Origin of the sequence: Spirillospora sp. NPDC127506 (genome assembly GCF_040302145.1) — a bacterium.
Taxonomy (GTDB): domain Bacteria; phylum Actinomycetota; class Actinomycetes; order Streptosporangiales; family Streptosporangiaceae; genus Spirillospora.
Genome location: NZ_JBEORG010000017.1, coordinates 17,174 through 44,164, shown reverse-complemented (window position 1 = coordinate 44,164; position 26,991 = coordinate 17,174). Strand labels below are relative to the sequence as shown.

Below are 26,991 nucleotides of genomic sequence, written 5' to 3'. Positions count from 1 at the left end.
GTCCTCGGAAAGGAGGCGCACGACGATGACCACCGATCTGCGCCCCAGCCGGAACGGTCCGCCGCAACCCACTTCGGCGCAGACCCACCGGGCCCCCCGCCGCACCTGGCGGGCCCGCCTGGCGCGGCTCGATGTGAAAGGCGCCCCCTACGCCTTCATCTCACCGTTCTACATCGTCTTCCTGATCTTCGGCGCGTTCCCCCTCGTCTACACGCTCTGGGTCTCCCTGCACCAGTGGGAGCTGGCGTCCGGGACCCGCAAGTTCATCGGGCTCGACAACTTCGACTACCTGCTGACCGACGAGGGCTTCTGGCACGCCACGGTCAACACCCTCGGAATCTTCGTCATCTCGACCGTCCCGCAGCTGCTCATCGCGCTGTTCGTCGCCAACGCGCTGAACCGGCGGATGCGGCTGCCGACTATGTTCCGGATCGGGATGGTCGCCCCGCTGGTCACCTCGACCGCCGCCGTCGCCATCGTGTTCACCCAGATGTTCGACACGAACTGGGGCCTGATCAACTGGGCGATCGGGCTGTTCGGCGTCGACCCGATCGAGTGGTCGAGCAGCCGCGGCTGGTCCTGGGCCGCCATCGCGATCATGGTCGACTGGCGCTGGACCGGCTACAACGCGCTGATCTACCTGGCCGCCATGCAGGCGATCCCGAGGGACCTGTACGAGGCCGCCGCGATCGACGGCGCGTCCCGGATCCGGCAGTTCTGGCAGATCACCGTGCCGCTGCTGCGTCCCACCATCCTCTTCACGGTGATCATCTCGACGATCGGCGGGCTGCAGCTGTTCACCGAGCCCGTCCTGTTCAGCGTCGCCACGCCGAACAAGATGGACGGCGGCCCGCTGCACCAGTTCCAGACGATCACGATGTACATGTACGACAACGCGTTCGGCCATGACCGCTACGGCTACGGCGCCGCCGTCGCCTGGGCCCTGTTCGTGCTGATCATCGTGTTCTCCCTGATCAACTTCCTGGCCGTGCGGCGCACCGGAGGCGCAAAGTGACCACGCTCCTGGCCGGCCCCGGGAGCCGGCGCCCCGACCCCAAGCACGCCGCGCCCGCCGGCCGCTTCCGCGGCCTGTGGAACGCGAGCCCGCTGACCTACCTGACACTGATCGTCGCGCTCGCGCTGTCGGTCTTCCCGATCTACTGGATGATCATCGTCGCGACCCGCACCAACAGCGTGGTCGCGGACGTCCCGCCGCCGATGCTGCCCGGCGGGAACGGCGCCGGCAACGTCGGCCGGCTGTTCGACAACCCGGACGCCTACTTCGCCAAGGGCCTGCTGAACTCGATGATCGCCTCCAGCGCGGTGACGATCTCCACGGTCTTCTTCGCCTCGCTGGCCGGCTTCGCGTTCGCCAAGCTGCGCTTCCGCGGCAAGAACGCGCTGCTGCTCACCATCATCGCGACGATGATGATCCCGGTGCAGATGGGCATCATCCCGCTGTACATGATCATGGTGAAGCTGGGCTGGGAGAACCAGCTCCAGGCGGTCATCGTCCCGTTCCTGGTCACCGGGTTCGGCGTGTTCATGATGCGGCAGTACGCCGACCAGGCGGTGCCGGACGAGCTGATCGAGGCAGCCCGCGTCGACGGGTGCACCACGTTCGGCATCTACTGGCGCGTCGTGCTGCCCGCCCTGCGCCCCGCCGCGGGCGTGCTCGGCCTGTTCACGTTCATGCAGACCTGGAACGAGTTCATGTGGCCGCTCGCGGTCCTCACTCCCGACAACCCGACGGTGCAGCTGTCCATCAACAATCTGGCGAACGCCTATTTCAAGGACTACACGCTCATGTTCGCCGGGACCACCGTGGCGGTCCTGCCGCTGCTCGTCGTGTTCATCATTTTCGGCCGCCAGATCATCGGCGGAATCATGGAAGGTGCAGTGAAGGCGTGACCTCCCTACAGGACGACACCAGCGCGGCTCCTGCCGCACCGTTCCCGACCGGGTTCCGCTGGGGGGCCGCCACTGCCGCCTACCAGATCGAGGGAGCCGCCGGGGAGGGCGGGCGCGGACCGTCCATCTGGGACACCTTCTGCCGCATGCCCGGCAAGGTCCTCAACGGCGAGAACGGCGACGTCGCCGTGGACCACTACCACCGGTTCGCCGAGGACGTGGCGCTCATGGCCGACCTCGGGCTGACCGCGTACCGGTTCTCGATCTCCTGGCCACGGGTGCAGCCGAACGGGGCCGGGGCCTTCAACACCGAGGGCCTCGACTTCTACCGGCGGCTGGTCGACGCGCTGCTGGAGGCCGGCATCGAGCCGTGGCCGACCCTCTACCACTGGGACCTCCCGCAGCCGCTGGAGGACAAGGGCGGCTGGCCGGAGCGCGAGACCGCGCACCGGTTCGCCGACTACGCGGCGCACGTGCACGCCGCTCTCGGCGACCGCGTCCAGCACTGGACGACGGTGAACGAGCCGTGGTGCGCGGCGTTCCTCGGCTACGCGAGCGGCGAGCACGCGCCCGGACGCCGTGACCCCGCCGCGTCGCTGCTCGCCGCGCACCACCTGATGCTCGGGCACGGCCTCGCCGTCGACGCGATGCGGGCGCGGCGCCCCGGCAACAAGTTCGGCGCCGCCGTCAACCTGTACGCGGTGTCCCCGGCGACGGACGACCCCGCCGACGTGGACGCGGCGCGCCGCATCGACGGACTGCAGAACCGGCTGTTCCTCGACCCGCTGCTGCTCGGCCGCTACCCCGAGGACGTCCTCGCCGACACGTCCCGGTACGGGTTCACCCCGCCGGACGAGGACCTGGCCGTCATCAGCCGGCCGATCGACCAGCTGGGCATCAACTACTACTCGCGGCACACCGTCGCCGGGACCCCCGGCGAGGCGACGCAGACCGCGTCGTCGCCGTTCTCGACGCACTCCCCCTGGGTGGGCAGCGACCACGTCCGGTTCGTCCCCGCCGGCCGCCCCGTCACCGGGATGGGCTGGGAGATCGACGAGAGCGGCCTGCACGAGGTGCTGACCCGGCTGCACCGCGAGTACCCGTCCGTCCCGCTGTACATCACGGAGAACGGCGCCGGCTACGACGAGACACCTGACGGGGACGGCACGGTCCAGGACGCGGAGCGCATCGCGTACCTGGACGCCCATCTGCGCGCGTGCCACGACGCCATCTCCGAAGGTGTTCCGCTGCGGGGCTACTTCACCTGGTCGCTGCTGGATAATTTCGAGTGGGCTTGGGGCTATTCGAAGCGTTTCGGGCTGGTGCACGTCGACTACGCCACGCAGCGCCGCGTGCCCAAGGACAGCGCGCGCTGGTACGCCGGAGTGATCCGGCAGGGCGGGCTGCCCGGGCGGGCTTGACCGGGGTCGGCGGACGGTACGGAAGATAGGGGGCCGGATGGCGGGCAGGAGCACGCGTCCGACATTGGAAGAGGTGGCGGCGCGCGCCGGGGTCGGTCGCGGCACGGTGTCACGGGTGGTCAACGGCTCGCCCCGGGTCAGCCCGCAGGCCCGCGAGGCGGTGCTGCGGGCCATAGAGGAGCTCGGCTACGTACCGAACCGGGCGGCCCGCACGCTCGTCACCCGACGCACCGACACCGTCGCGCTCGTCGTCGCCGAGTCGGACCAGCGGCTGTTCGGCGAGCCGTACTTCGCCGGGATCATCCGCGGGATCAGCAACGGGCTCGGCGACACCGGGCTGCAGCTGCTGCTCGCCATGGCCCGCTCCCCCGCCGAGTACGGGCGGCTGGAGGAGTACCTCACCACCCAGCACGTGGACGGGGTGCTCCTCACCTCGCTGCACGCCGAGGACCCGCTCCCCGCGAAGCTGGAGGCGAACGGCGTGCCGACCGTCCTCGGCGGGTGCCCGCCCGGCCTGGCGCCGGTCAGCTACGTCGACGTCGACAACCGCAGCGGGGCCCGCGAGGCCGTCGGCCACCTGATCGCGGGCGGCCGGCGGCGCATCGCGACGATCGCGGGCCCCCAGGACATGGGGGTGGGCCTCGACCGGCTGGCCGGCTACCGCGAGGCGCTCGCCGACGCGGGCCTGCCGGAGTACGTCGCGTACGGCGACTTCGGCGAGGCCAGCGGCATGGCCGCCGCGGAGAAGCTGCTGGCCGCCGAGCCGCGGCTGGACGCGGTGTTCGCGGCCAGCGACCCGATGGCGTTCGGCGCGCTGCGCATCCTGCACCGGCGCGGGCGGCGCATCCCGGACGACGTCGCGGTGATCGGGTTCGACGACTCGTCCGCCGCGCCGCTCGCCGACCCGCCGCTCAGCACCGTCCACCAGTCGCTGGAGGAGATGGGCGTGGAGATGGCGCGGCTGCTGGTGTCGCGGATCCGCGGCGAGACGGTCGAGGACCCGGTGGTCATCCTGCAGCCCCACCTGGTACTGCGCGAGTCCGCCTGATCTACGATCGCCTCATGGCGTACGAACCGACGGACGAGGAGCTCGTCCACCTGAACCGCTGCGTCGAGCTGGCCGCCGAGGGGCTCGCCGCGAACGACGAGCCGTTCGGGTCGGTGCTGGTCGACGCGTCCGGGAAGGTCCTGTTCGAGGACCGCAACCGGGTCGCGGGCGGCGACCAGACCCGGCACCCGGAGTTCGAGATCGCCCGCTGGGCGGCGGCGAACATGGTGCCGGAGGAGCGCGCGGCGGCGACCGTCTACACCTCCGGGGAGCACTGCCCGATGTGCTCGGCCGCGCACGGCTGGGTCGGGCTCGGCCGCATCGTGTACATCATGTCGTCCCGGCAGCTGGCCGAGCTGCGCGCCGGGCTGGGCGTCCCGCCCGGCCCGGTCAACGCCATCCCGATCCAGGACGTCGTGCCGGGCGTCCCGGTGGACGGGCCGGTCGCCGCCCTCGAGGCGGCCATGCGCGACCTGCACACCCGCGCCTGCGCCTGAGGGCGGCGACGTCCCTCACCTCCGGGTCAGCGCCTCCAGCCGCTCGACGGCGGCGCGCCAGTCGGACGGCAGCCAGCACCGCGTCGCCCGGTGCCCGCGGTAGTCGAGGGTGTAGGTGAAGTGGTCGGCCACCTGGCACCCCGCCTTGGACGACCTCGTGGTGACGATGCCGTCGAGCGCGCTGCGCAGCTCGCGCAGCTCGCCGTCGTCCAGCGCGACCCACTCGCCATTGACGAGGGCGTTTCCCGAATTGCGGACGGTCACCCGCTGCTGAATTCCGGCGAATCCGCCGGTGCGCTCGTAGGTGACCAGCACGTCCGGCCCGGTGAAAGCGAGCATTGACGTCTCCTTTTCATGCGGGCCGCCGGACAGCACCCCGCTTTCCCCATTCCGGCGGCCCGCGGTCCGTGGGTTTACTCGCTGAAAAGGATTCCGCCGGTGTCGCGCACGGCGATGCACCGGTTCGGGAACGTCCGCTCGAAGTGCCTGGGGCGGCCGTGCCACCTGCCGTGCGCGCTCACGCGCACCGGGGCGTACTCCAGCGTGCACGGCCCCGTGCGCGCGGGGATCCTCCCGACCTCGCCGTCCACGGCTTCGAGCTGGTCACAGGCTTGGGACGCGGCCTTCAGCGTCCCTGCGTCCGGGTCGCAGTACAGGCTGCGCACCGTGACGGGTCCCTGCTGGGGCGCCACCACGAGCAGGTAGGCGCCGGCCGGTTCGTCCGCCTGCGCGGGCGCGGCCTGTGCGATGACCGCGATTCCCGCCAGCACGGCCGCCCACCGGAAACGGGCACGCGACATGTGCATGTCTTCCTCCCTGGATTCGCCCGCCGCGATCTGCGGCACTGGGCCGGCCGGAGCGCCGCATTGTGGTGGGCGCCCCGCCGCATCCAGACATTAGGCGCCGCAAACTCCCACAAACAAGGGCAGATCAAGTCCCAACCTGGCCACTGGTGAATACTTAAATCAAGTCTGCCCGATTGTGCAATGCGCCTTGAATGCAAATTGACCCGCGCATGTGGTATCCGGGCGCGCCGGCCGCGAGCACGTTCCAATTCCCCGGGGCGGCTGCGCCGTCCTGCGGGCCGCCCCGGCCTGCCCCTCCGGCCCATGGCGATTCACCAGGGGTAGACGCCGCCGTCCTCGTTCAGGAACACACCGGTCTCGGCGGCCGGACGACACACCCGCGCGATCAGTGGACGGTCTTCTATACGGCGGCATCGGGGGCGGCGGCCGAGGCTCTGCGGGCGTTGCGGAGCCTGGCCGCCGCCGGGTGACGCCGGGGCGGGGAGCCGGGACGCCCCCTCTCAGGTTCCCGCGCCTCCGCCCCGCTGACGGCTCGGCATGACCAGTCCGCGGAGGAGCTCCAGGACCTCGGTCAGCTCCGCCACCTCGGCCCGGCACGACGGGCAGTCCTCCAGATGCGCGCGCATCCGGCTCCGGTCGGCCGGGGACAGTACGCCGAGGACATAGGCCCCGGTTTCCAGCCGGTACGGGCAGTTCATCGCATGTCTTGCCGTTCCCGCGCGTCTCTGCCTTCCCGTCGGGCGCCTTCCAGCCAGGCGGGCCAGAGCCGCCCGGCCACGCGTTCGTCCAGCCGGCCGCCGAGATGCATCGACCGCCACACGCCGCGGTACCCGGGAAGGATCCCGGACGCGACGACGACGTGCCCCGCGATGAGCACCGTGCAGACATAGGTGGCCCACTTGTGCACGCGCGCCAGCACCGCGAAGACGGGACCGCCGTGCAGCGTCACCAGTCCGACACCGCTCCCGATCAAGACGAGCAGCCCCGCCGTGAGGAGGATGTTGGCGACCCGCTGCCCCGGATCGAAACGACCGCCGTGCCGGGCGAACCGCCCGGTCACGGCCGCCGCGGGCCAGCTGAGGAACCATCGCGCGTCGCCCCTGCGGAACCGCAGCGACTCCGCCGCGAACGTGCGCACCCCGCGCGCTCCCAGCAGCAGGCCCGCGGCGACCAGGCCCGTGAGCGCCCAGCCCACGTCTTTGTGCAGGGTGGTGTCGGGCAGCCCGGACAGCCTGGCCAGAAGACTCGGCCGCCCCTCATGCCCGAGCAGCAGCCACCAGCCGGTCGCCAGGAGCAGCAGCACCCCCGCGTAGACGCCCGCGTGGAACCACCGCGCCGACCGCGGATACCGCTCCACGCGCCGCCGGGTCCCGCTCGCGGGCGCCGTCCGCGATCTAGTAGCCATAGATCCCGCCGCCGTCGGAGCCCCCGGAACCGCCGCCGTCGGAGCCGCCGCCGTCGGAGCCGTCGGAGCCGCCGGTTCCCCCGCCGGTGACGTTCACGTCGACCTTGGCGGAGGCCCCCGCGGAGGAATGGTCGGCGTGCTGGAGCGTCACCCCGATGGTGTGCCGCCCCGGCGGAAGGTCCTTGATCTGGTACGGCGAGGACGTCACCACCGTGTACTCGTTCGTCTTGCCGTCGATGACGACGTGCACGTGGTCCTTGCCGGACTCCTCGGGACCGATGTCCTCGCTGCTGCTGAACTTCAATGTCACCGGGGACTGCACGTCCGCGCCCTGCGCCGGCGCCTCGATCGTGAGCGTCGGACCGCCGCCGCCCCCGCCCGCGGCCTCCGCGCCTCCGCCGCACGCGCTCAGCCCGAGCGCCGCCACCGCGAGCCCCGCCATCATGGCCTTGGTGTTCACGCCTCTCCCCTCGTCGTGCTGCATGACAGCGGTAATACGGCGAGGCGGCCGGAAAAGATTCGCCGTCCGGTGAACCCTTTTCGGTCCCGCGGCCGTATTGCACATGTGGGAACTTTCCGATGAGTCGCTGCTCACCGGCATGGCCGCAGGCGACACCGAGACGGCGGCCGTCTTCGTCCGGCGGTACCAGGCCCGCGTCTACGGACTGGCGTACGCGCTGGTCGGATCGTCGGCGATAGCGGAGGAGGTCGCGCAGGAGGCGTTCCTGCGCGCCTGGCGGCACGCGGGCGCCTACGACCCCCGCAAGGGCCGCGCGGTCACCTGGCTGCTGACCATCACCCGGAACCTCGCGGTGGACGCGATGCGGCTGCGCGGCGATCATCCGGTCGATCCGCACATCCTGCTGAACACGCTGGCCGGCGCGGAGCGGACCGCCGCGTCCCCGAGCTACGAGGACGCCGAGGAGCTGCGTGCGGCACTGCGGGAGCTCCCGCCCGAGCAGAGCACGCCCATCGTGCTGTCGGTGTACTACGGGCTCACCGCGGGCGAGATCGCCGAGCGCGAGCACATACCCTTGGGGACGGCCAAGACCCGGCTCCGCCGAGGGCTCGCGAAACTCCGCGAGGCGCTGGGAGTTACCCATGACTGACCGTCCCGAATGCGCGCAGACGCGGCAGGTCCTGCCCGAGCTCGCGGCGGGCGTCGCCTCCCCGGATGAGCGCGCCGCGGCGCTGCGCCATCTCGCCGGCTGCGGCCGGTGCCACCGCGAGCTGGAGGCGCAGACGGCGCTCGTCGACGAACTGCTCCGGCTCGTCCCGGAACGGCAGCCGCCCGCCGGCTTCGAGGCCGCCACGCTCGCGCCCATGCTGCGCCGCCACCGCCCGAAGCGCCTGCGCAACGCCCTGCTGCTGGCCGCGGCGGCCGTGCTCGTCGCGGCGACGGCCGGGGGCGCGGTCTGGCAGAAGACCGCGAGCGACCGGCAGCTCGCCGACGGCTACCGCCGGGCTCTCGCCGTCGCCCACGGCAGCTACCTGCGCACGGTCCCCGTCACCGGGGTCAGCACCGAGCCGGCCGGGTACGTGTTCGCGTACCAGGGCTCGCCCGCCTGGCTGTTCGTCACGATGACGGCGGTGGACCGGCCGGGCGCGTACCGGGTGTCGCTCACCACCCGCGAGGGCCGGGACGTCACGCTGGGGTCCATGACCGTCAAGGACGGGCGCGGCTCCTGGGGGACGACGGTGCCGATCGCCATCCGCGACATCGTCGTCATGCGCTTCCACGGCCCGTCCGGCGACCTCCTCGCCCAGTTCGGCTGACGGTCCGGCCCGCCCCGGACGAGCCGGGGCGGGCCGAGGGATTCATCGGGTGAGGGAGAAGGAGCTCAGGCGGGTTTCGCCGCCGAAGACCAGATACACGTCATGGTCGCCGCGGGCGTGCTCCAGTTCGGCGCTGACCTCCTTGTAGGCGTACTCGTCACCGGTGGACGGGACGTTCAGCGTTCCGGCGAGCGGGCCGTCGGGGCGGTCCAGGCGGACCTGGATCGTGGTGGCCGACGTGCCCGCGACCCGCGCGGTGATGCGGCCGGTGGAGCGGCCCAGGTCGGCGCCGGCGAACTTCAGCCAGGAGTCCGCCGCGCCGGCGACCGCGTCGCCCTGCACCTTCGTCTCGTCGACCAGCCGGACGCCGCTCTGGTCGTCGAAGTCGGCGGCGCGGGTCGGCTTCGACAGATCGCGGTCGGGGATGCGCTCGCCGCGCACGTTGAGCGCGGCGCGCTGCCGGATGTCGGCGGACGAGGAGCCGATCAGCAGGTCCTGCTTCGACTTCTCGACCGTCCACCTGCCGCGGGTGACGTCCCAGACGGCGAGGTCCGAGGCGGCCAGCCGGAATTTCGCGGTGACCGTCCTCCCGGGCGCCACGTGGACCTTGTCGAAGGCGCGCAGCGTCTTCAACGGCTGCTTCACCCGCGACGTCCGCTGGTGCGTGTAGAGCTGGACGACCTCGTCGCCGGCCTTCTTGCCCGTGTTGGTGATCGGCACGGTGATGGTGACCGTTCCGTCGCGTCCCACGGAGTGGCTGCTCAGCCGCGGCTTGCCGTACCGGAACGTGGTGTAGGAGAGGCCGTACCCGAACGGGTAGAGCGGCTTCCCCTTGAAGTACTGGTACGTCCGGTCCGACTTGATGATGTCGTATTCGAGGATGTCGGGCAGCTGGCTCTCCGAGCGGTACCACGTCTGCGGAAGCTTCCCCGACGGGCTCTCGTCACCGAACAGGATGGACGCCAGGGCGTTGCCCGTCTCGGCGCCCGCATGGCTCGTCCACAGGATCGCCGGGACGTTCTCCTGCTCCCAGTTCAGCGTCGTCGGGTAGCTGTTCTCCACCACGACGACGGTGTTCGGGTTCGCCTTCCGGACGGCCTTGATGAGCTCCGACTGCCCTTCGGCCAGCGCCATCGTCGTCCGGTCGTGGTCCTCGCGGCCGTTGATGAACGGCATGCTGCCGACCACGACGACGGCGGTGTCCGCGCCGGCTGCCGCCTTCACCGCGGAGTCGATGCCGCTGCTGACGACGTCCCTGGCGAACCGGGAGGCGTCGTCCTTCGTGGTGAGGACGAGCGTCCCGTCGTCCTGCGCCTTCACGTACGTCTTGGCCGGCTCGGCCCAGTCGTACGCCTTCTCGTACCCGGCGTACCGGAGCAGGTAGTCGCCGCCGTCCTGCTTCTCCAGCTTGAACATCTGCTGGACGAACCATCCGTTCGGCTGGTCCTGGTCGTTGGCGAACGTGTCGCCCCAGTTGTAGCGCCCGACGGTCTTGCCGTTGGCGGCGCTGCGCAGCGTCACGATGCCCTGGCCCCAGTCGAATACGTCGAACTGGGCCGTCACCTCCGAGGCCGAGGTCGGCCCGGTCTTCAGGACGGCGCCCGAGCCCGTCCCGCCCGCGATGTACTTGCCGGTGGAGACGTCCTTCAGGGCGATCCGGTCGACGCCCTCGCTGGACGTCACCGACCCGGCCCGCTTCTTGATGCCGTCCAGCGGTGTGACCTTGTACGGCAGCGAGCCGGAGTACCAGTCGGTGTAGAGGGTGTCGGACAGCTGCCCGACGACCGCGACCTTGCCGGACGACAGCGGCAGCGTCCTTCCCTCGTTCTTCAGCAGCACCATCTGCTCGGCCGCGGCCTTGCGGGCGAGGGCGCGGTGCGCGGGGCTGTCCACCACGTCCTTGGTGATCTTCCCGTAGGGGCCGCCGCCCGGGTCGAACTCGCCGAGCCGCACCCGGATGCTGAGGATGTGCCGCACGGCGCGGTCGACGTCGGCCTCCGCCAGCAGCCCCCGCGACAGCGCGTCCTTGATCGCGTTGACGGTGATGGAGGAGTTCGTGTCGTCGGTGGTGAAGCTGTCCACGCCCGCCTTCACGATCGCCGCGTCGCCGGTGGCCAGGTCGGGGTAGTACTGCTGCGAGTTGACGATGTTGTTGGGCGCGCCGGCGTCGGTGACGTTGAACAGCGTCCGGTCGGTCCACGAGCGGACGAGGCCGCCGGCGTCCGGCGTGACCGTCGCGGGACGGCCGTTGACCAGGTTGTAGGCCGTCATGATCCCGGTGGCCGCGTCCCGCGAGATCGGGATCTTGAACGGGACCTCGTCGTACTCCTTCTTTACCCGGGGCCGCAGGCTGGACGAGGTCTGGTCGCGGCGGATCTCGTTGTTGTTCGCCAGGTAGTGCTTGAGCACCGGCGCGGCCTTGAGGTGGTCGGGGTCGTCGCCTTCCATGCCGTGCCCGTAGGCGGCGGCGAGCAGGCCGGTGAGCAGCGGGTCCTCGGAGTAGCCCTCCTCGTTGCGGCCCCAGCGCGGGTCGCGCAGCAGGTTGACGACGGGCGCCCACAGCTGCAGCCCCCACACGTCGGGGTTCTCGCTGTTGTAGCCGCGGGCCTCGTCCCCGACGGCGGAGCCGATCTTCTTCAGCAGCGCCGGGTCCCAGGTGGCGCCGAGCCCCACCGACTGCGGGAACACGGTGCCCTTCGCGGTCACCACCGCGCCGCTGTCGTGGACGTCGGTGGACCACGCGACGCCGTGCAGCGCCTCCGTCCCGGTCTTGAACCGGCCGATGCCGAGGCGCGGGACGGCGGGCTGGTACTGGTGCAGCAGGGAGATCTTCTCGTCGAGCGTGAGCCGGCCGAGCAGGTCGGCCACCCGGGCGTCCACCGGCAGCCCGGGATCGCGGAACGGGTAGGTCTCGCGGGCGGCGGCGGGCGCCGCCCACGCGACGGGCGCCGCCAGCACGGCGGCCAGGACGAGGGTCAGCGACCGGCTGCGCCGGCCGGGGGTACGGGGATTTCGATGGGGTCTGTGCACCGATTCTCCTCTTGGCTCGGCCCCCGAGTGACTAATCGAAGCGCTTCGATAACGGACCGCGAAAGGCCCTGTGCCCTCCTTTTCGTCGGTGTCGGGTCGTGGTCAGTGAGCGGCGGGCGCGCTGCTGGCGCGCCGGGTCAGGGTCGGCGGGAGCAGGGTCGCCGCGGGGACGGGAGCGCCCTCCAGCTTGGCCATCAGCAGGTCGACGGCGCGGCCGCCGACCTCCTCGGCCGGGATCGCGACGGACGACAGCGGCGGCTCGGCGTGCTCGGCCATCTCGTCCGGGCACATCGCGACGACGGACACGTCCTCGGGGACGCGCCGCCCCGCCGCGCGCAGCGCCCGGACCACCGTGCCGACGACCGGCTCGTTGTGGACCAGGACGCCGGTCAGCCCGGGACGCTCGGCGAGCAAACGTCCGACCAGCTCCCGGGCGGCGTCCGCGGTCGCCTCGCACGGGTGGACGTCCCCGCTCAGCCCGTGCGCGCGCACCGCCTCGGCGAACCCGTCCGCGACGCGCTGCGCGTAGCCGGTCTGCCGCGCGTACACCTCGGGCGGCGACCCGATCAGCGCGATCTCGCGGTGCCCCAGCTCGGCCAGGTGCTCGACGCAGACGGCGCCGGCGGCGTGGAAGTCGAGGTCGATGCAGGTCAGGTCGTCGGCGTCGGCGGGGAAGCCGATGAGCACGCTCGGCCGGTCCAGGGAGCGCAGCAGCGGCAGCCGCGGATCCTTCATCTGGACGTCCATGACGATCAGCGCGTCGACGAGCGCGCTGTCGGCGACGCGGCGCAGGCCGTCCTCGCCCTCCTCCTGGGTGAGCAGCAGGACGTCGTGGTCGTGCCGGCGCGCGGCGGTCACCACGGACACCGCGAACTGCATCACGACGGGCACCGCGATGCCCGAGCGCAGCGGGATCATCAGCGCGAGCACGTTGGAGCGGCTGCTGGCGAGCGCGCGGGCGCCGGCGTGCGGGCGGTAGCCCAGCTCGCGGATGCTCTCCCGGACGCGGCGGCGCGTCTCCTCGGAGATCGAGCGCTTGCCGCTCAGCACGTAGGAGACCGTGCTCGGCGACACTCCCGCGTGCCGCGCCACATCAGTGATCTTGACCACGGACCGTCCCGTCAGCGTCGAAGCGATTCAAAGCGGGTTCGATGCTAGCCGCGGCCGGCGGCGGCCGGACCGCCGTCCGGGACGGCCGCTCCAGGCCGATCACGGCGATCGCCGCGGCCGCCAGCAGCCCGCCGGCGAGCGCCGTGCCGCGCACCCCGGTCAGCGGTAGCAGCCCGCCGCCGAGCAGGGCGCCCCCGGCGATGCCGACGTTGAACGCCGCCGCCGTCCAGGCCGAGGCCACACCGGTGTCGCCGGGCGCCGACTCCAGCACGCGGGCCTGCATGGCGGTCACGAAGGCGGGCAGGCCGAGCCCGAGCAGGACGAGCCCGCCGACCGCCGGGACCGCGGCCGTGCCGAGCAGGAACAGCAGCAGCATCCCGCCCGCGAGCACGCCGGCCGCCGCGGCGAGCAGGGCGCGCGGGCCGCGGTCCACCACGGCGCCGGCGATGGCCAGCCCGGTGATGTCGGCGAGGCCGTTGGCGAGCAGCAGCGGGCTGATCGCCGAGCCGGGGAAGCCGCTGACCCCGGTGAGGAACTCGGTGATGTAGGTGAAGCAGGTGAACACGCCGCCGACGGCCAGCACGACCGTCGCCAGCAGCAGCCGGAAGCGGCGCGCGTCCGGGCGGGCCGCGGGGACGGCGTGCGCGCCGCCCGCGTCGCCGCCGGGCAGCAGCGCGGCGACGGCCGCGAGCGACAGCAGGCAGAGCGCGCCGAGCGCGGCGAACGACGGCCGCCAGCCCGCGACGCGGCCGAGCCAGGTGCCGAGCGGGACGCCGATGACGACGGCGAGCGACCCGCCCGCGAACACGTAGACGGCGGCGCGCCCGCGCAGCTCCGGCGGGAACAGCCCGGCCGCCGCGACGGCGGCGACCGGCCAGAACACCGCCTGGGCGAGCGCGGTGGCCACGCGGGCGCCCATCAGCGCGCCGTAGCCGGGGGCCGCCGCCGACGCGAACGACATCACGACGAACAGCAGCATCACGCCGGTGAGCAGGCGCCGCCGTCCCACCCGGGACGTCATCCGGACGAGCGGGACGGAGACGACGGCGATGACGACGCCGTAGCCGGTGACGAGCATCCCGACGGCCGAGGGCGTGACGTCCAGGTCGTCCGCGATGAGGCGGAGCAGCCCGATCGGCAGGCTCTCGGTCGTGACGAAGCAGAACGCGGCGAGGGACAGGGCCAGCACCGCGGTCCGCGCGCGTGTCCGGTTCATGGGCTCCCGCGATGGGTGGCGATGGTGTCCCGGTACCAGTGGGCGCTGTCCTTCCACGTGCGTTTCCCGGTCGCGTAGTCGACGTGGACGAGGCCGAACCGCTTGGAGTAGCCGTAGGCCCATTCGAAGTTGTCCAGCAGCGACCAGGCGAAGTAGCCGCGGACGTCGGCGCCGGCCGCGCAGGCCCGCTCCACCGCCGCGATGTGGTCGCGCAGGTAGGCGATGCGCCGCTGGTCGCGGACCCGGCCGTCCTCCACCTCGTCGGCGAACGCGGCGCCGTTCTCGGTGACCATCAGCGGGACGTGCGGGTACTCGCGGTGCAGCCGCAGCAGCAGCTCCTCCATGCCGGCCGCGTCGATCGGCCAGCCCATCTCCGTGTAGGGGCCGGGCTGCTCGGCGAACTCGACGCGGTCGCAGCCGACGAACGGCGTCGCCGCGCCCTGCCGGTGCCCGTCGGCGTGCTCGCGCGGCGACGTCCCGTCCCACACCCGGACGAGGGTCGGCGAGTAGTAGTTGACGCCGAGCACGTCGAGCGGCGCGGCGATGATCGCCTCGTCGCCGTCCCGGACGAAGCCCCAGTCGGTGATGGAGGCCGTGTCGTCCAGCAGGTCGGCGGGGTAGCCGTTGCCGAGCATCGGGTCCAGGAACACGCGGTTGGCGACGGCGTCCACCTGGCGGACGGCCTCGGCGTCGCCGCGCAGGTGGTGCAGGTTGAGGGTGACGGAGTGCCGCGCGGTCGGCGAGGTCACGCCGCGCAGCGCCCGCACGGCCAGGCCGTGCGCGAGGTTGAGGTGGTGGGCGGCGGCGAGCGCGGCCGCCGGGTCGACGCGGCCGGGGGCGTGCACCCCGGCCGCGTAGCCGAGGAACGCCGAGCACCACGGCTCGTTCAGCGTCGTCCAGGTGTGGACGCGGTCGCCGAGCACGCGCCCGATCCGCTCGGCGTAGTCGGCGAACCGGCGGGCGGTGTCGCGCTCCGGCCAGCCGCCCGCGTCCTCCAGGTCCTGCGGGAGGTCCCAGTGGTAGAGGGTCGCGACCGGGGCGATGCCGTGGTCGAGCAGCTCGTCGACCAGGCGGGAGTAGAAGTCGAGGCCCTTCTGGTTGGGCGTGCCGTCCGGCAGGACGCGCGACCAGGAGATCGAGAACCGGTAGGCGCCGAGGCCGAGCGCGGCCATCGTCGCGACGTCCTCCTGCCACCGGTGGTAGTGGTCGGTCGCGACGTCGCCGGTGTCCCCGTTGAGGACCTTGCCCGGCGTGTGGCTGAACGTGTCCCAGATGGACGGCGCCCTGCCGTCCTCTTGTGCCGCTCCCTCGATCTGGTAGGCGGCGGTGGCCGCACCCCACAGGAACCCTTCCGGGAACCCCATCAGTTCTCCTCTTCCAGAGTCATGACCAGCTCGCCGCCGGCCGCTTTGATGAGAACACCGTGCGGATGCTCCGAAGGCTCGCCGCCCTGCACGGCCGCCACGCGTGCGTTGACGAGAAGGACGTTCCAGGCTCCCTCGCCCGTCACGCGCACGTTTTCACCGTTTCTCACCACGGTGAACGCGGCGTCGCCGGCCCGGACGACGACGGCGGCCCCATCGGCCGGCTCGTAGACGCGCAGCGTGACGCCGTGCGCGAAGTCGTACTCGGGACGGTCCTCCACCGCGCCCTCGGGGATGACCGCACCCGGACGGACGAGCAGGGGAACACTACCGAAGCCGTGCCGTTCGCGAACCCATCGGCCTCCCTCGACGCGTTCGCCGGTGAGGTAGTGCGTCCACACGCCCTCCGGCACGTAGTAGGAGACGTCGCCGTCCGAGGAGAACACCGGTGCGACGAGGAGGTCGTCGCCGAGCATGTACTGGCGTTCCAGGTGCGTGCAGGCGGGGTCGTCCGGGAACTCGACGACCATCGCCCGCATCATCGGCAGCCCTTCCTCGGACGCCTGCCGGGCGGCGCCGGCCAGGTAGGGCATGAGCCGCATCTTCAACCGGGTGAAGTCGCGCAGGACGTCCACCGACTCCTCGTCGAACAGCCACGGCACCCGGTAGGAGTGGCTTCCGTGCAGCCGGCTGTGCGAGGACAGCATGCCGAACGCGATCCACCGCTTGAACAGCGCCGGATCGGGCGTCCCCTCGAAACCGCCGATGTCGTGGCTCCAGTACCCGAAGCCCGACATGCCCAGGGACAGGCCGCCGCGCAGGCTCTCCCCCATCGCCTCGAACGTCGACTCGCAGTCGCCGCCCCAGTGCACGGGGAAACGCTGCCCCCCGGCCGTGGCGGACCGGGCGAAGACCACGGCCTCGCCCTCTCCCCGCTTCTTGCGCAGCAGATCGAAGACGGTCTGGTTGTAGAGATAGGTGTAGTAGTTGTGGGCGCGTTCCGGGTCGGAGCCGTCGTGGTAGACGACGTCCGTGGGGATGCGCTCGCCGAAGTCGGTCTTGAAGCAGTCCACGCCCATGTCGAGGAGCGCTTCGAGCTTGCCCGCGTACCATTCCCGCGCCTCGGGGTTGGTGAAGTCGACGACGGCGAGTCCCGGCTGCCACTTGTCCCATTGCCACACGTCGCCGTTCGGACGCTTCAGCAGGTAGCCGTGCGCGCGCCCCTCCTCGAACAGGGGCGACCGCTGCCCGATGTACGGGTTGATCCACACGCAGATCCGCAGCCCGCGCTCGCGCAGCCGCCGCAGCATCCCCTCCGGGTCGGGGAACACCCGCGGATCCCACTCGAAGTCGCACCACTGGAACTCGCGCATCCAGAAGCAGTCGAAATGGAACACGCTCAGCGGCAGCCTCCGCGACGCCATCCCGTCGATGAACGAGGTGACGGTCTCCTCGTCGTAGTCCGTGGTGAACGAGGTGGACAGCCACAGCCCGAACGACCAGTCCGGGACCCGCGCGGGCCGGCCGGTGAGCGCGGTGTACTTGCGCAGGATCTCCTTCGGCGACGGCCCGTAGATGACGAAGTACCGCATCGACTGGCCCTCGACGCTGAACTGCGTCCGGGCCACGGCCTCCGAGGCCACCTCGAACGACACCCGCCCGGGATGGTCGACGAACACGCCGTATCCCGCGTTGGTCAGGTAGAACGGCACGTTCTTGTACGCCTGCTCGCTGGCCGTCCCGCCGTCGGCGTTCCACACGTCCACGGACTGGCCGTTCTTCACCAGCGGCCCGAACCGCTCGCCGAGCCCGTACACGAAGTGGTCGACGCCCAGGTCGAGCTGCTCCCGCACATAGTGGCGTCCGTCGTCGGTGTCGATGACGGCCTGCGCCTTGGGCGAGCTGCCGGTCAGCCGGCGCCCGTCCGCGAGGAAGTCGACGCACCATTCCTCCCCGCACCCGACGCGCACCGACAGCGCGCCGGATGTGAGGGTCGCCGCGTCACCGTCGACGGACACCTCCCCGGCCGGGTCGGCGGCCAGCTCGAAATCCGGGCCGCGCCGCCTCTCCCCCGCGAAATGCGTGAGGGTGACGCCGATGACGTCCGGCATCGGCGACTCGCACGTCACCGTCACCACCGGTCCCTTGAGCAGATCGCCCCGGTGCCGGATGCGGTGGACGGGCGCGTACACCGTGAACGAGTTCGGCCCGGCGTCGACGTCGAGGACCTCCACCGGATGAAAGGCGTGCACACCCTCGCGCATCATCCAGTAGCCGTCGCTGAACTTCATTATTTGATGGCCCCCGCAGTGAGTCCGCGCGCAAGGGTGCGCTGGAAGATGAGGAAGAAGACGACGGTCGGGAGAAGGCCGAGCAGTGACGCGGCGCTGGACATGGTGGCGTCCATGAGCCGCTGGCCCTGCAGCACGCCGAGCGCGACCGAGACCGTCTGGTTCTCATTGGAGATCAGGAAGGTCATGGGGATGAGGAACTCGTTCCAGGTCCACACGAAGAAGAAGACGAGCAGCACCGACAGCGTCGGCCGCACGACCGGGACGACCACCCGCCACAGGATCTGCCGGCGGCCGGCGCCGTCGATGCGGGCCGCCTCCAGCAGCGGGCGCGGGAACGCCGACAGCACCGACGAGAGCAGGTAGGTGCCGAACGCGGACTGGATCACCGTGAACACGATGATCACGCTGAGCTTCGTGTCGTAGAGGCCGACCTGCTTGGAGAGGTAGTACAGCGGGTAGACGAGCGCCTCCTGCGGCACGGTGTTCGCCATCAGCAGCAGGACCAGGACCCACATCCGCCCCTTGATCCGGCCGATGCCGAGCGCGTAGGCGTTCAGCACCGACAGCAGGACGGCGAGGACGGCGACGGAGCCGCTGATCAGCACGCTGTTCAGCAGGACGTTGCCGAAGTCGGTCCGCTCCCAGAACGCGCGGACGGCGTCCAGGTTGAACCCGTCCGGCGGTGACAGCGGTCCTTCGGTGGAGTACTCCTGCGGCGTCTTCAGCGCGTTGAAGAGCACCACCACGAACGGGATCAGCATCACGCCGGCGAACGCGGTCAGCGCCACCAGCACCGCGTAGGCGGACGGACCCCGCCGGCGGCGGCGCGCCTTGCCCCGCCCGGTGCGCGGCGGCGCGCCCGCCTTCTCTGTCAGCGTCGCCGTCATCGGGGGGCCTCCTCCAGATCGCGCCCCTGCATGCGGAGGAAGACGACGGTCAGCGCGATGATGACGAGCGTCAGCACGGTCGCGATCGCCGAGCCGTAGCCCACGTCCGACTTCTCGAAGAAGTTGACCCAGGAGTAGTACGACGGGACGTTCGTCGCGCCGCCCGGACCGCCCTTCGTCAAGACGAAGATCTGCGCGAACGCCTTCAGCGCGGCGATCGTCGTCCACAGCAGCACGACGAAGATCTCCGGCCGGATCTGCGGGACCGTGATGTGCCAGAACCGCCGGCCCCAGGTTGCGCCGTCGATCTCCGCCGCCTCGTACAGCGACGGGTCGACCCGCTGCAGCCCCGACATGAAGATGACCAGCGGGAACCCGATCTGGATCCACACCATCACCCCGATGACGCTCCACAGCGCGGTCGCCGGGTCGCCGAGCCAGTCGTGCGCCAGCGAGCCGAGGCCGAGCTTGCCGAGCAGCGCGTTCACCGCGCCGTCCTCGGGCGCCAGCAGCCAGCTCCACACGACGCCCGCGATGACGATCGGCAGCACCTGCGGCAGGTAGACGCAGGCGCGCAGGACGCTCGCCGTCCGCGGCCCGAAGTGCCGGCCGATCAGGTCGGTCAGCGCGGCCGCGAGCACCAGGCCGATCATCGTCGGGATGACCGCCATCCCCAGGATGATCAGCGCGTTGTGCCCGAAGGACGCCCAGAACTGCTCGTCCTTCACCAGCTCCCGGTAGTTGCCGAGGCCGATCCAGGACGGGGTTCCGACGCCCGTCCACTCGGTGAAGCTCGTCCCGATGTTCATCAGGAACGGCACGCCGATGACGGCGGTGAAGAGGAGCAGGCCGGGGAGCAGGTAGAGCAGGTAGCCCCACTGCTCCCGCGACCGGCCGCGGCCCTGCGCCGTCACTTGGGCAGGCCCTCCTCGTACTCCTTCTGGACGTTGCCCAGGACCTTGCTCGGCGACTCGCCGTTCATCAGCTTCTGCGTCTGCGACACCCACACGTCGTAGAAGCCGGCGACGGGCCAGTCCGGGTAGTAGGCGAGGCCGCCGGACTGCGCGAGCCCGTCGAAGTCCTCGATGAGCTTCTCGGCCTTCGGCTCGGTGATCGCGGACGGGTCCGCCGCGACCGGGATGCCGCCCGCGTTGCCGAGGATGTTCTGCACCTTCTTCTTCATCGTGATGTCGATGAAGTCGTAGGCGAGCTGCTTGTTCTCCGAGCCCTTCGGGACGACCCACAGGTTCCCGCCCGAGCCGAGCGTCATCTTCGCGCCGGGCCACACGGCGGTCTCCCAGTCGAACTTCGCCTCGGCCGCGACCCGGCCGAACCACCAGCTGCCCGAGAACATCATCGGGAACTTGCCGCTCATGAACGCGACGCCCGCGTCCTCCGCCTTGAGGCTGACCGAGTTCTTGGCGATGTAGCCCTTCTTCACCCAGTCGGCGAAGGTGCTCGCCCCGTACGTCCAGGCGGCGTCGTGGAAGTCGACCTTGCCGGTGTAGCGCTGGTAGGCGCTCACCCAGTTCTGGTCGGCCTTGTCGAGGGCGAGCTGGTAGACGAACTGGTGGGCCATGTACTCGGCGCCCGCGTTGGTCAGCGGCGTGACGCCCTTCGCGACGAACTTGTCCATCGCCGCGGTCAGCTCGTCGAACGTCGTCGGGATCTCGACGTCGTACTTCTTGAACAGGTCCTTGTTGTAGTAGACCTGCAGGTACTCGGCGTAGTTCGGGACCCCGAACCACTTGTCGCCGCCCATCGTGCCCTTGGCGTCGTACTTGGCGGTGACCTGGACGTTGGGGCTGATCAGCTTGTCCCAGCCGCGCTTGGTGACCTCGGACGTGAGATCGGTCAGCAGGCCCTGCTTGGACAGCAGGCCGGCGGTCGCGTTGCCCTTGTTGTACTCCATGATGTCGGGGGCGTCCTTGGAGTTGAGGACCATCGGCGCGGTCTTCTGGATCTGCTCGAAGCCCTTCTCCTCGAACTTGACCTTCACGCCGGGGTGGGTGGCCTCGAACTCCTTGATGGCCTCGTTCCACGCCTTGCCCATGGCGCTGTCCGGGGACTCGTAGTGCCAGAGCTTCAGTTCCTTGCCGCCGGAGCCGCCGCCGTCGTCGTCGCCGCCGCACGCGGTGAGCGAGAGCGCCGCCGCGGCGAGGGCGGCGAGGACGGCCGCGCTCCTGCCTGCCTTGATCATGGGATTCCTCCGGGGTGGGACCGCCGTGGCTGTCGAATTGTCGAAGCGCTTCGATTGATCCGGATGCTAAGTCCTCGACCAGGGGCGACACAATAGGTCGCCCGGCATCAATTCGGAGAAATCGGCGCTGACCTGCGCGAACGATCTGGGAGCGCTCCCAGTGGGGGCTCAGCCGCTGCACTCGCCGCCGTTCAGGGTGAACCTCTCGGGTGCGCCGTTCGCCCCGTCCTGGCGGCCGAGGAAGCCGAACTCGGCGGTGCCGTGCGGCGGGATCGACCGGTTCCAGTCGGCCGCCGTCACCGTCACGGAGGAGCCGTCCTGCAACTGGCTGCCGTTCCACAGCTGCGTGATCGCCTGGCCGTCCGGGAACTCGAAGCCGAGCCGCCAGCCGTCGATCTCGCCGTCGCCGAGGTTCGTGATGCGCACCGTCGCCTGGAAGCCCTGCGGCCACGTCCCGTCGACCCGGTAGGACACCGAGCACGCCACCGCCGCGGGCTGCTTCCCGGACGGGCTCTCGGACGGGTTCGCGGACGGCCGCGCGGCGGTCTCCCGGGGCGAACCGGGCGCGAGCGCGGCCAGCAGCACGGCCGCCAGCGCCACCGCCCCGACCGCGGCCCCCGCGATGATCAGCGGCTTCCGCGCGGACACCGCCGGGTCCGCGGACGGCGGCTCGGCGGGCGGCGGCTCGGCGGGCAGCGGTTCGTCCAGGACGCGCGTCGGCTGCGGCCCCGCCGTCCCGCCGGGCGGAGCGCCGGCCGGGGCGGGCTCGTCCGCTGCCCCGGCGCGCGCCTGCTCAGCGGCCGGCGCATCCCCGCCCTGCGGCCGCCCGAGCACCCAGCGGCCCTGGTCGGCGGGCAGGCCGGCGGCGCCGGACGAAGGGGGCCGGACCAGCTGGACTCCGGCCGCGTCGGCCAGAACACGGGCCGCCTCGCGGGCGGTGGGCCGCGTCTCCGGGTCTTCGTGCAGGCAGTCCCGGGTGAGGGCGGCGACCTCGTCCGGCACTTCGGCGTCGTCGGGCAGGCATTCGCGGAGGACGACGCCCAGCGAGTACATGTCGGCGGCCGGGGTCGGCGGCGCGCCGGTCATGAGCTCCGGCGCGACGTACGCGGGCGTGCCGAGGACGGGGCCGCCGGCCGTGGACGGGCCGGTGAAGGCGATGCCGAAGTCGAGGACCTTCACGCCGACCGAGGCGAGGAAGATGTTCGCGGGCTTGATGTCGCGGTGGACGACGCCGGCGGCGTGCGCGGCGGCCAGCGCGTCGGCGACGCGGGCGCAGACTCCGGCCGCCTCGCCCCAGGGCAGGGGGCCGCGGGCCAGGCGCGCGGCGAGGCTCTCCCCGTCCAGCAGCTCCATGACCACATACGGCACCGAACCCTGCTCCTCCTGGGAGGGCGCCCCGTCAGACGGCTCCTGCTCCGGGTCGGCCCGGTGCTCGCCGTAGTCGTAGACGCCGGTGATGCTGGGGTGGGTGAGCCCGGCGGCGGCCTTGGCCTCCTGGCGCAGCCGCCGCGTGAACTCCTCGGGCCAGCCCTCCTTGGGCACCTTGACGGCGACGGCGCGGTCGAGCACGAGGTCGACCGCGCGCCAGACGGTCGCCATGCCGCCGGCGCCGAGGGGGCGCTCCAGGCGGTAGCGGTCCCCCAGGCGGTCGCCGGGGGCGACGGTCTCGGGCATAGGACGCAGCCTATGCCGGAGTCACGGAACCAGGTACCGGGTGTCGCGGGCGTCGGTGATCGCCATGTGGCCGGGCGCGTGCCCGATGGCGAGCTTCGGGCGGGACGCCATCACCGCCGCCTGCGGGGTCACGCCGCACGCCCAGAACACCGGGATCTCGTCCACCCGGACATCGACCGGATCGCCGAAGTCGGGCGCGTCCAGGTCGTCGATGCCGAGCTCGACGGGGTCGCCGACGTGCACGGGCGCGCCGTGCACGGACGGGTACCGGGCCGTCACCCGCACGGCGTCCGCCACCTGCGCGGCGGGGATCGGGCGCATCGACACCACGAGCGGGCCGCCGAACTCGCCGGCGCGGCGGCACATCCGGTTCGTCCGGTACATCGGGACGTTGCGGTTCTGCTCGATGTGCCGGACGGGGACGCCGGCCTCCCGCAGCGCGTCCTCGAACGTGAAGCTGCAGCCGATGAGGAACGAGACGAGGTCGTCGCGCCAGTACCGGGTCACGTCGGCCGCCTCCGCGACCGGCTCGCCGTGCTCGTAGACGACGTAGCCGGGCAGGTCGGTGCGCAGGTCGCCGGCGAACAGGGAGGCGGACGTCCCGCCGGGTTCGGTGACGTCCAGGACCGGGCACGGCTTGGGGTTGCGCTGGGCGAACAGCAGCAGGTCGTAGGCGTACTCGCGGGGGACGCTGATCAGGTTCGCCTGCGTCCAGCCCGCGCACCAGCCGGAGGTGGGGACGCGGAGGCCGGCCCGGAACAGCGCCCTGGCCTGGCCGGGGCTGAGCGGTCCCGGGTCGATGGGTGCGGTCATGGCAGGTCCTTTCCGAGGGTCGGGGCCGGGTGCGGCCGGAAGCGGAGCCGCTGGCCGGGCCGGGCCTGGGCGGCGCGCCCGATGTCGGCGGACGCGACCACCGCGATGACGGGATACCCGCCGGTCAGCGGGTGGTCGGCGAGGAACAGCACGGGCCGCCCGGACGGCGGCACCTGGAGCGCCCCGGTGACCGTCCCCTCGCTGGGCAGTTCGCCGTGCTCCGCGCGGGCCAGGACCGGGCCGTCGAGGCGCATGCCGACGCGGTCGACGTCGCTGGTCACCGTGTAGGCGGCGGTGAAGAGCGTGCCCGGCGCGCCGGGCGCGAACCAGTCGGCGCGCGGGCCGGGCACCGCGCGGAGTTCGAGGTCGCCGGACGGCGGCGGGCGGACGGGCAGGACGTCCAGCAGCGGGGCCGCGCGGGGCGGCGGGCCGACCGGGAGCAGGTCGCCGGGCTTGAGCGGGCCGGGGCCGAGGCCGGCGAGCGTGTCGGTGGAGCGGGAGCCGAGGACGGGCGGGACGGCGACCCCGCCGCGCACCGCCAGGTAGCTGCGCAGGCCGGACGGCGGCACGCCCATGCGGAGTTCGGCGCCGTCCGGGAGGCGGAGCACCGAGTAGGGCGCCTCGGGACGCCCGTCCACCAGCAGCGGGGCGGGCGCTCCGGTGACCGCGGCGAAGATCGCGCCGCGGCAGCGGACGCGCAGCCCGCCGAAGGTGACCTCGATCGCGGCGGCGCCGGCGGGGTTGCCCACGGCGCGGTTGGCGAGGCGAAGTGAAACCGGGTCCGCGGCGCCCGACACCCCCACGCCGAGCGCCGCGTGACCCGGTCGGCCCAGATCCTGGACTGTCGCCAGGGGCCCTGTGCTGAGAACGTCCAATCCCCGCTTCATGGTTCCCGCTCGACGAAACGAACCGAGATTCCGGGGCGGAGCAGGGCCGGCGGGTCGCGGTCGAGGTCCCATAGGACGGCCTCCGTGCGCCCTATGAGCTGCCAGCCGCCCGGGGACTCGGCCGGGTAGACGCCGCTGAAGCGTCCGGCGAGGCCGACCGCGCCCGCCGGGACGCGGACGCGCGGGACGGCGCGGCGCGGGACGTCCAGCCGCGGGTCGCCGCCCTCCAGGTAGCCGAAGCCGGGCGCGAACCCGGTGAACGCGACCCGCCACGGGGTCCCGGTGTGCGCGGCGACGACCTCCGCCGGGGTGAGCCCGGTGCGGCCGGCGACCTCCGCGAGGTCCGCCCCGTCGTAGACGACGGGGATCTCGACGGCGCCGGCGCCGCCGCCCGCCGTGCCCGGCCGGGCGGCGCGCACGGCGGCGGCGACCGCGGCCGGGTCGGCGAACGGGTCGAGCAGCAGCGTCAGCGTGCGGGCCGCCGGGACGACGTCGGCGACGCCGGGCGGCGGGGACGCGGCCAGCGCCGCGTACAGGCCCGCCGGGTCCGGTGGTTCGACCAGCAGCGCCGCGTCGCCGTTCGGGAGGATCCGCACCCGTCAGCTCCACAGGTCGCCGAGTTCGGACAGCGAGTTCCAGCCCAGGTAGAGGGACAGCAGCCAGGCGGCGGCGCCGAGGGCGAGCAGCCAGGCCGGGTACCGGTAGCCGCCGAGCAGGTCGCGGCGGCGCCCGGCGGCCCACAGCAGCACCGCGAGGCCGAACGGCAGGATCAGCCCGTTGAGCGCGCCCGCGAGGATGAGCAGCTTGGCCGGCGCGGTGCCGATCGCGAGGTAGATGCTCGCGGAGACGAGGATGAACGCCACGACCAGGCGGTTGCGGTGCCGTTCGACGAACGAGGAGAACGAGACCAGGAACGACACCGAGGTGTAGGACGCGCCGATCACCGAGGTGATCGCGGCCGACCACATGATCAGCCCGAAGACGCGCAGCCCGGCCTCGCCGGCGGCGTGCTCGAACGCCGACGCCGGGGCGTTCTCCTTGGCGAGCGTGAACCCGCCGGCGACGACGCCGAGGACGGCGAGGAACAGCAGCACCCGCATGACGCCGGTGACGAGGATGCCGGTGACGGCGCTGCGGTTGATCTCCCGGACGTGCCCGGCGCCGGTCAGCCCCGACTCGATCATCCGGTGGGCGCCCGCGTAGGTGATGTAGCCGCCGACCGTCCCGCCGATGAGGGTGGTGATGATCAGGAAGTCGAGGGTCTCGGGCGCGACGCTCTGCTTCAGCGCGTCGCCGAGCGGCGGGTCGGACACGATCGCCACGTACAGCGTCAGCAGGATCATCGCGCCGCCGAGCACGACGACGATCCGGTCCATCGCGACGCCCGCGCGGCGGATCAGGAAGATCGCGATGGCGACCAGCGCGGACAGCCCGCCGCCGATCTTGACGTCCAGGCCGAGGAGCGCGTTCAGCCCGAGCGCGGTGCCGGCGATGTTGCCGATGTTGAAGACGAGCCCGCCGAAGACGTCGAGGGCGGCGAGGCCGTAGCCGGCGCCGGGCAGCACGCGGTTGCCGAGCTCCTGGGCCCGCATCCCGGACACGCCGACGACGCGCCACACGTTCAGCTGGATCGCGATGTCCACCAGCACGGACACGACGATCGCGAACGCGAACGCGGCGCCGATCTGGGCGGTGAACACGGTGGTCTGGGTGATGAAGCCGGGGCCGATGGCGCTGGTGGCCATCAGGAACATGGCGCCGATCAGCGCGCCGCGGCGGGAGGTGACGGGTGGTGCCGGGGTCGTGTCGAGGGTGGTCCGGTCCGTCATGGAGGTGGCCCTTCCGGGGGTCGGCATTTCCGTCAGAGTAGAGATTGTTCAACAATCCATCAATCCCCTTGTTGAGAGATTTTCCGCGCGATGGGATACCCTGGCCCTCACACCTGCGGGAGGGCGGTCGATGGCGGAGTCCTGGCTGGACGAGATCGCGGCGGCGCGGCACGGCCTGGACCGGTCGAGCACCGCGGCGCGGGTCGCCGACCTGCTCCGCGAGCAGATCACCGACGGGCGCCTGGTGCCCGGCGCGCGGCTCCCCGAGGAGGACCTGTGCCGCGCCGTGAAGGTGTCCCGCAACACGATGCGCGAGGCGTTCCGGCTGCTCGTCCAGGAGCGGCTGCTCGTCCACGAGTTCAACCGCGGCGTGTTCGTGCGCCGCGTCACGGCCGACGGCCTCGCCGACCTGTACCGCGTCCGGCGGATCCTGGAGTGCGAGGGGGTGCGCTGCGCCCCGGACGCGCCGCGCGAGGCCCTCGCCCGGCTGGAGGCGGCGGTGCTGGACGGCGAGCGCGCCGCCGCGGCGGGCCGCTGGGCCGACGTGGGCACCGCCGACATCCGCTTCCACCAGGCCCTCGCCGCGCTGGTGGGCAGCCCCCGGGTGGACGAGATGATCCGGCACCTGCTCGCCGAGATGCGGCTCGTCTTCCACGAGATGGGCTCGCCGCGCGAGTTCCACGAGCCGTACCTCGCCCGCAACCGGTCCCTCTGCGAGCTGATCGCGCGGGGCGACACCGCGGCGGCCGAGCGCGAGCTGCGCTCCTACCTGGACGACGCGGAGGCGCAGCTCACGAAGGCGTACCGCGCGGCGGAGTGACCG

26 protein-coding genes are annotated in these 26,991 nt (G+C 72.0%); 8 read left to right on the top strand and 18 right to left on the bottom strand.

From position 1 onward, the window contains the following. Window positions 1-25 precede the first annotated feature (25 nt). Genes ABTW95_RS17885 through ABTW95_RS17865 form a run of 5 tightly spaced genes read left to right on the top strand, consistent with a single transcriptional unit; the run spans window position 26 to window position 4,877 of the window. Window positions 26-1,015: a carbohydrate ABC transporter permease gene (locus ABTW95_RS17885; RefSeq protein ID WP_396445344.1), complete on the top strand. Its 990-nt coding sequence runs from the start codon at window positions 26-28 to the stop codon at window positions 1,013-1,015. Beyond that, window positions 1,012-1,911, top strand: a complete 900-nt coding sequence (locus ABTW95_RS17880; protein WP_396445343.1) for a carbohydrate ABC transporter permease — start codon at window positions 1,012-1,014, stop codon at window positions 1,909-1,911. Before ABTW95_RS17885 ends, ABTW95_RS17880 begins: the two co-directional genes overlap by 4 nt. Beyond that, entirely contained in the window at window positions 1,908-3,332 is a 1,425-nt protein-coding gene (locus tag ABTW95_RS17875) for a GH1 family beta-glucosidase (protein WP_396445342.1), read from the top strand. Before ABTW95_RS17880 ends, ABTW95_RS17875 begins: the two co-directional genes overlap by 4 nt. A gap of 37 nt (window positions 3,333-3,369) precedes the next feature. Beyond that, window positions 3,370-4,380, top strand: a complete 1,011-nt coding sequence (locus ABTW95_RS17870; RefSeq protein WP_396445341.1) for a LacI family DNA-binding transcriptional regulator — start codon at window positions 3,370-3,372, stop codon at window positions 4,378-4,380. 14 nt (window positions 4,381-4,394) lie between these two features. After that, window positions 4,395-4,877: a nucleoside deaminase gene (locus tag ABTW95_RS17865; RefSeq protein ID WP_500226834.1), complete on the top strand. Its 483-nt coding sequence runs from the start codon at window positions 4,395-4,397 to the stop codon at window positions 4,875-4,877. A gap of 15 nt (window positions 4,878-4,892) precedes the next feature. On the opposite strand, the gene ABTW95_RS17860 is transcribed toward ABTW95_RS17865, so the two are convergent. From ABTW95_RS17860 to ABTW95_RS17840, 5 genes are all read right to left on the bottom strand, one after another. Beyond that, a complete protein-coding gene (locus ABTW95_RS17860; RefSeq protein WP_500226833.1) occupies window positions 4,893-5,216 on the bottom strand; it encodes a hypothetical protein in 324 nt (107 codons plus the stop codon). 74 nt (window positions 5,217-5,290) lie between these two features. Continuing rightward, complete coding sequence (locus tag ABTW95_RS17855) at window positions 5,291-5,683, bottom strand: SSI family serine proteinase inhibitor (protein WP_396445338.1); 393 nt, start codon at window positions 5,681-5,683, stop codon at window positions 5,291-5,293. Between the two features lie 500 nt (window positions 5,684-6,183). Then, window positions 6,184-6,381: an anti-sigma factor family protein gene (locus ABTW95_RS17850; RefSeq protein WP_396445337.1), complete on the bottom strand. Its 198-nt coding sequence runs from the start codon at window positions 6,379-6,381 to the stop codon at window positions 6,184-6,186. Then, complete coding sequence (locus tag ABTW95_RS17845) at window positions 6,378-7,040, bottom strand: cytochrome b/b6 domain-containing protein (protein ID WP_396445336.1); 663 nt, start codon at window positions 7,038-7,040, stop codon at window positions 6,378-6,380. The genes ABTW95_RS17850 and ABTW95_RS17845 overlap by 4 nt, the downstream gene beginning before the upstream one ends. Before the next feature lie 37 nt (window positions 7,041-7,077). Next, window positions 7,078-7,572 carry an Ig-like domain-containing protein gene (locus tag ABTW95_RS17840; protein WP_396445335.1) on the bottom strand — a complete coding sequence of 165 codons (495 nt, stop codon included), beginning with the start codon at window positions 7,570-7,572 and terminating at the stop codon, window positions 7,078-7,080. Between the two features lie 79 nt (window positions 7,573-7,651). Between ABTW95_RS17840 and ABTW95_RS17835 the strand changes: the two genes are divergently transcribed. After that, on the top strand, window positions 7,652-8,197 hold the full coding sequence (locus ABTW95_RS17835; protein WP_396445334.1) for an RNA polymerase sigma factor: 546 nt from the start codon (window positions 7,652-7,654) through the stop codon (window positions 8,195-8,197). Next, a complete protein-coding gene (locus ABTW95_RS17830) occupies window positions 8,190-8,864 on the top strand; it encodes an anti-sigma factor family protein (RefSeq protein ID WP_396445333.1) in 675 nt (224 codons plus the stop codon). Before ABTW95_RS17835 ends, ABTW95_RS17830 begins: the two co-directional genes overlap by 8 nt. A gap of 42 nt (window positions 8,865-8,906) precedes the next feature. On the opposite strand, the gene ABTW95_RS17825 is transcribed toward ABTW95_RS17830, so the two are convergent. The 13 genes from ABTW95_RS17825 to ABTW95_RS17765 form a co-directional block, all read right to left on the bottom strand. After that, window positions 8,907-11,894: a glycoside hydrolase family 3 protein gene (locus tag ABTW95_RS17825; protein WP_500226832.1), complete on the bottom strand. Its 2,988-nt coding sequence runs from the start codon at window positions 11,892-11,894 to the stop codon at window positions 8,907-8,909. 102 nt (window positions 11,895-11,996) lie between these two features. Continuing rightward, complete coding sequence (locus ABTW95_RS17820; RefSeq protein WP_396445331.1) at window positions 11,997-13,004, bottom strand: LacI family DNA-binding transcriptional regulator; 1,008 nt, start codon at window positions 13,002-13,004, stop codon at window positions 11,997-11,999. Beyond that, a complete protein-coding gene (locus ABTW95_RS17815) occupies window positions 12,988-14,220 on the bottom strand; it encodes an MFS transporter (RefSeq protein WP_500226831.1) in 1,233 nt (410 codons plus the stop codon). Before ABTW95_RS17815 ends, ABTW95_RS17820 begins: the two co-directional genes overlap by 17 nt. Continuing rightward, window positions 14,217-15,584 (bottom strand): GH1 family beta-glucosidase, encoded by a 1,368-nt coding sequence (locus tag ABTW95_RS17810; protein WP_396445329.1) that lies wholly within the window; start codon window positions 15,582-15,584, stop codon window positions 14,217-14,219. The genes ABTW95_RS17815 and ABTW95_RS17810 overlap by 4 nt, the downstream gene beginning before the upstream one ends. Next, entirely contained in the window at window positions 15,584-17,875 is a 2,292-nt protein-coding gene (yicI, locus tag ABTW95_RS17805; protein ID WP_500226830.1) for an alpha-xylosidase, read from the bottom strand. The genes ABTW95_RS17810 and yicI overlap by 1 nt, the downstream gene beginning before the upstream one ends. After that, window positions 17,875-18,765 carry a carbohydrate ABC transporter permease gene (locus tag ABTW95_RS17800; RefSeq protein ID WP_396445327.1) on the bottom strand — a complete coding sequence of 297 codons (891 nt, stop codon included), beginning with the start codon at window positions 18,763-18,765 and terminating at the stop codon, window positions 17,875-17,877. Before ABTW95_RS17800 ends, yicI begins: the two co-directional genes overlap by 1 nt. Beyond that, window positions 18,762-19,679 (bottom strand): carbohydrate ABC transporter permease, encoded by a 918-nt coding sequence (locus tag ABTW95_RS17795; protein WP_396445326.1) that lies wholly within the window; start codon window positions 19,677-19,679, stop codon window positions 18,762-18,764. The genes ABTW95_RS17800 and ABTW95_RS17795 overlap by 4 nt, the downstream gene beginning before the upstream one ends. Then, a complete protein-coding gene (locus ABTW95_RS17790; RefSeq protein ID WP_396445325.1) occupies window positions 19,676-20,965 on the bottom strand; it encodes an ABC transporter substrate-binding protein in 1,290 nt (429 codons plus the stop codon). Before ABTW95_RS17790 ends, ABTW95_RS17795 begins: the two co-directional genes overlap by 4 nt. Before the next feature lie 168 nt (window positions 20,966-21,133). Beyond that, window positions 21,134-22,639: a protein kinase domain-containing protein gene (locus ABTW95_RS17785; RefSeq protein ID WP_396445324.1), complete on the bottom strand. Its 1,506-nt coding sequence runs from the start codon at window positions 22,637-22,639 to the stop codon at window positions 21,134-21,136. A 21-nt stretch (window positions 22,640-22,660) separates the two neighbouring features. Beyond that, window positions 22,661-23,452 carry a putative hydro-lyase gene (locus ABTW95_RS17780; protein ID WP_396445323.1) on the bottom strand — a complete coding sequence of 264 codons (792 nt, stop codon included), beginning with the start codon at window positions 23,450-23,452 and terminating at the stop codon, window positions 22,661-22,663. After that, the gene (locus ABTW95_RS17775; RefSeq protein WP_396445322.1) at window positions 23,449-24,339 is read right to left on the bottom strand and encodes a 5-oxoprolinase subunit C family protein; all 891 of its coding nucleotides are present in this window, start codon (window positions 24,337-24,339) and stop codon (window positions 23,449-23,451) included. The genes ABTW95_RS17780 and ABTW95_RS17775 overlap by 4 nt, the downstream gene beginning before the upstream one ends. Beyond that, on the bottom strand, window positions 24,336-24,935 hold the full coding sequence (locus ABTW95_RS17770) for a 5-oxoprolinase subunit B family protein (RefSeq protein ID WP_500226829.1): 600 nt from the start codon (window positions 24,933-24,935) through the stop codon (window positions 24,336-24,338). Before ABTW95_RS17770 ends, ABTW95_RS17775 begins: the two co-directional genes overlap by 4 nt. A 3-nt stretch (window positions 24,936-24,938) precedes the next feature. Next, a complete protein-coding gene (locus ABTW95_RS17765; protein ID WP_396445320.1) occupies window positions 24,939-26,168 on the bottom strand; it encodes an NRAMP family divalent metal transporter in 1,230 nt (409 codons plus the stop codon). Between the two features lie 130 nt (window positions 26,169-26,298). Here ABTW95_RS17765 and ABTW95_RS17760 point away from each other — a divergent pair, with 130 nt between their 5' ends. Beyond that, a complete protein-coding gene (locus ABTW95_RS17760; RefSeq protein WP_396445319.1) occupies window positions 26,299-26,988 on the top strand; it encodes a GntR family transcriptional regulator in 690 nt (229 codons plus the stop codon). Window positions 26,989-26,991: the final 3 nt, after the last annotated feature.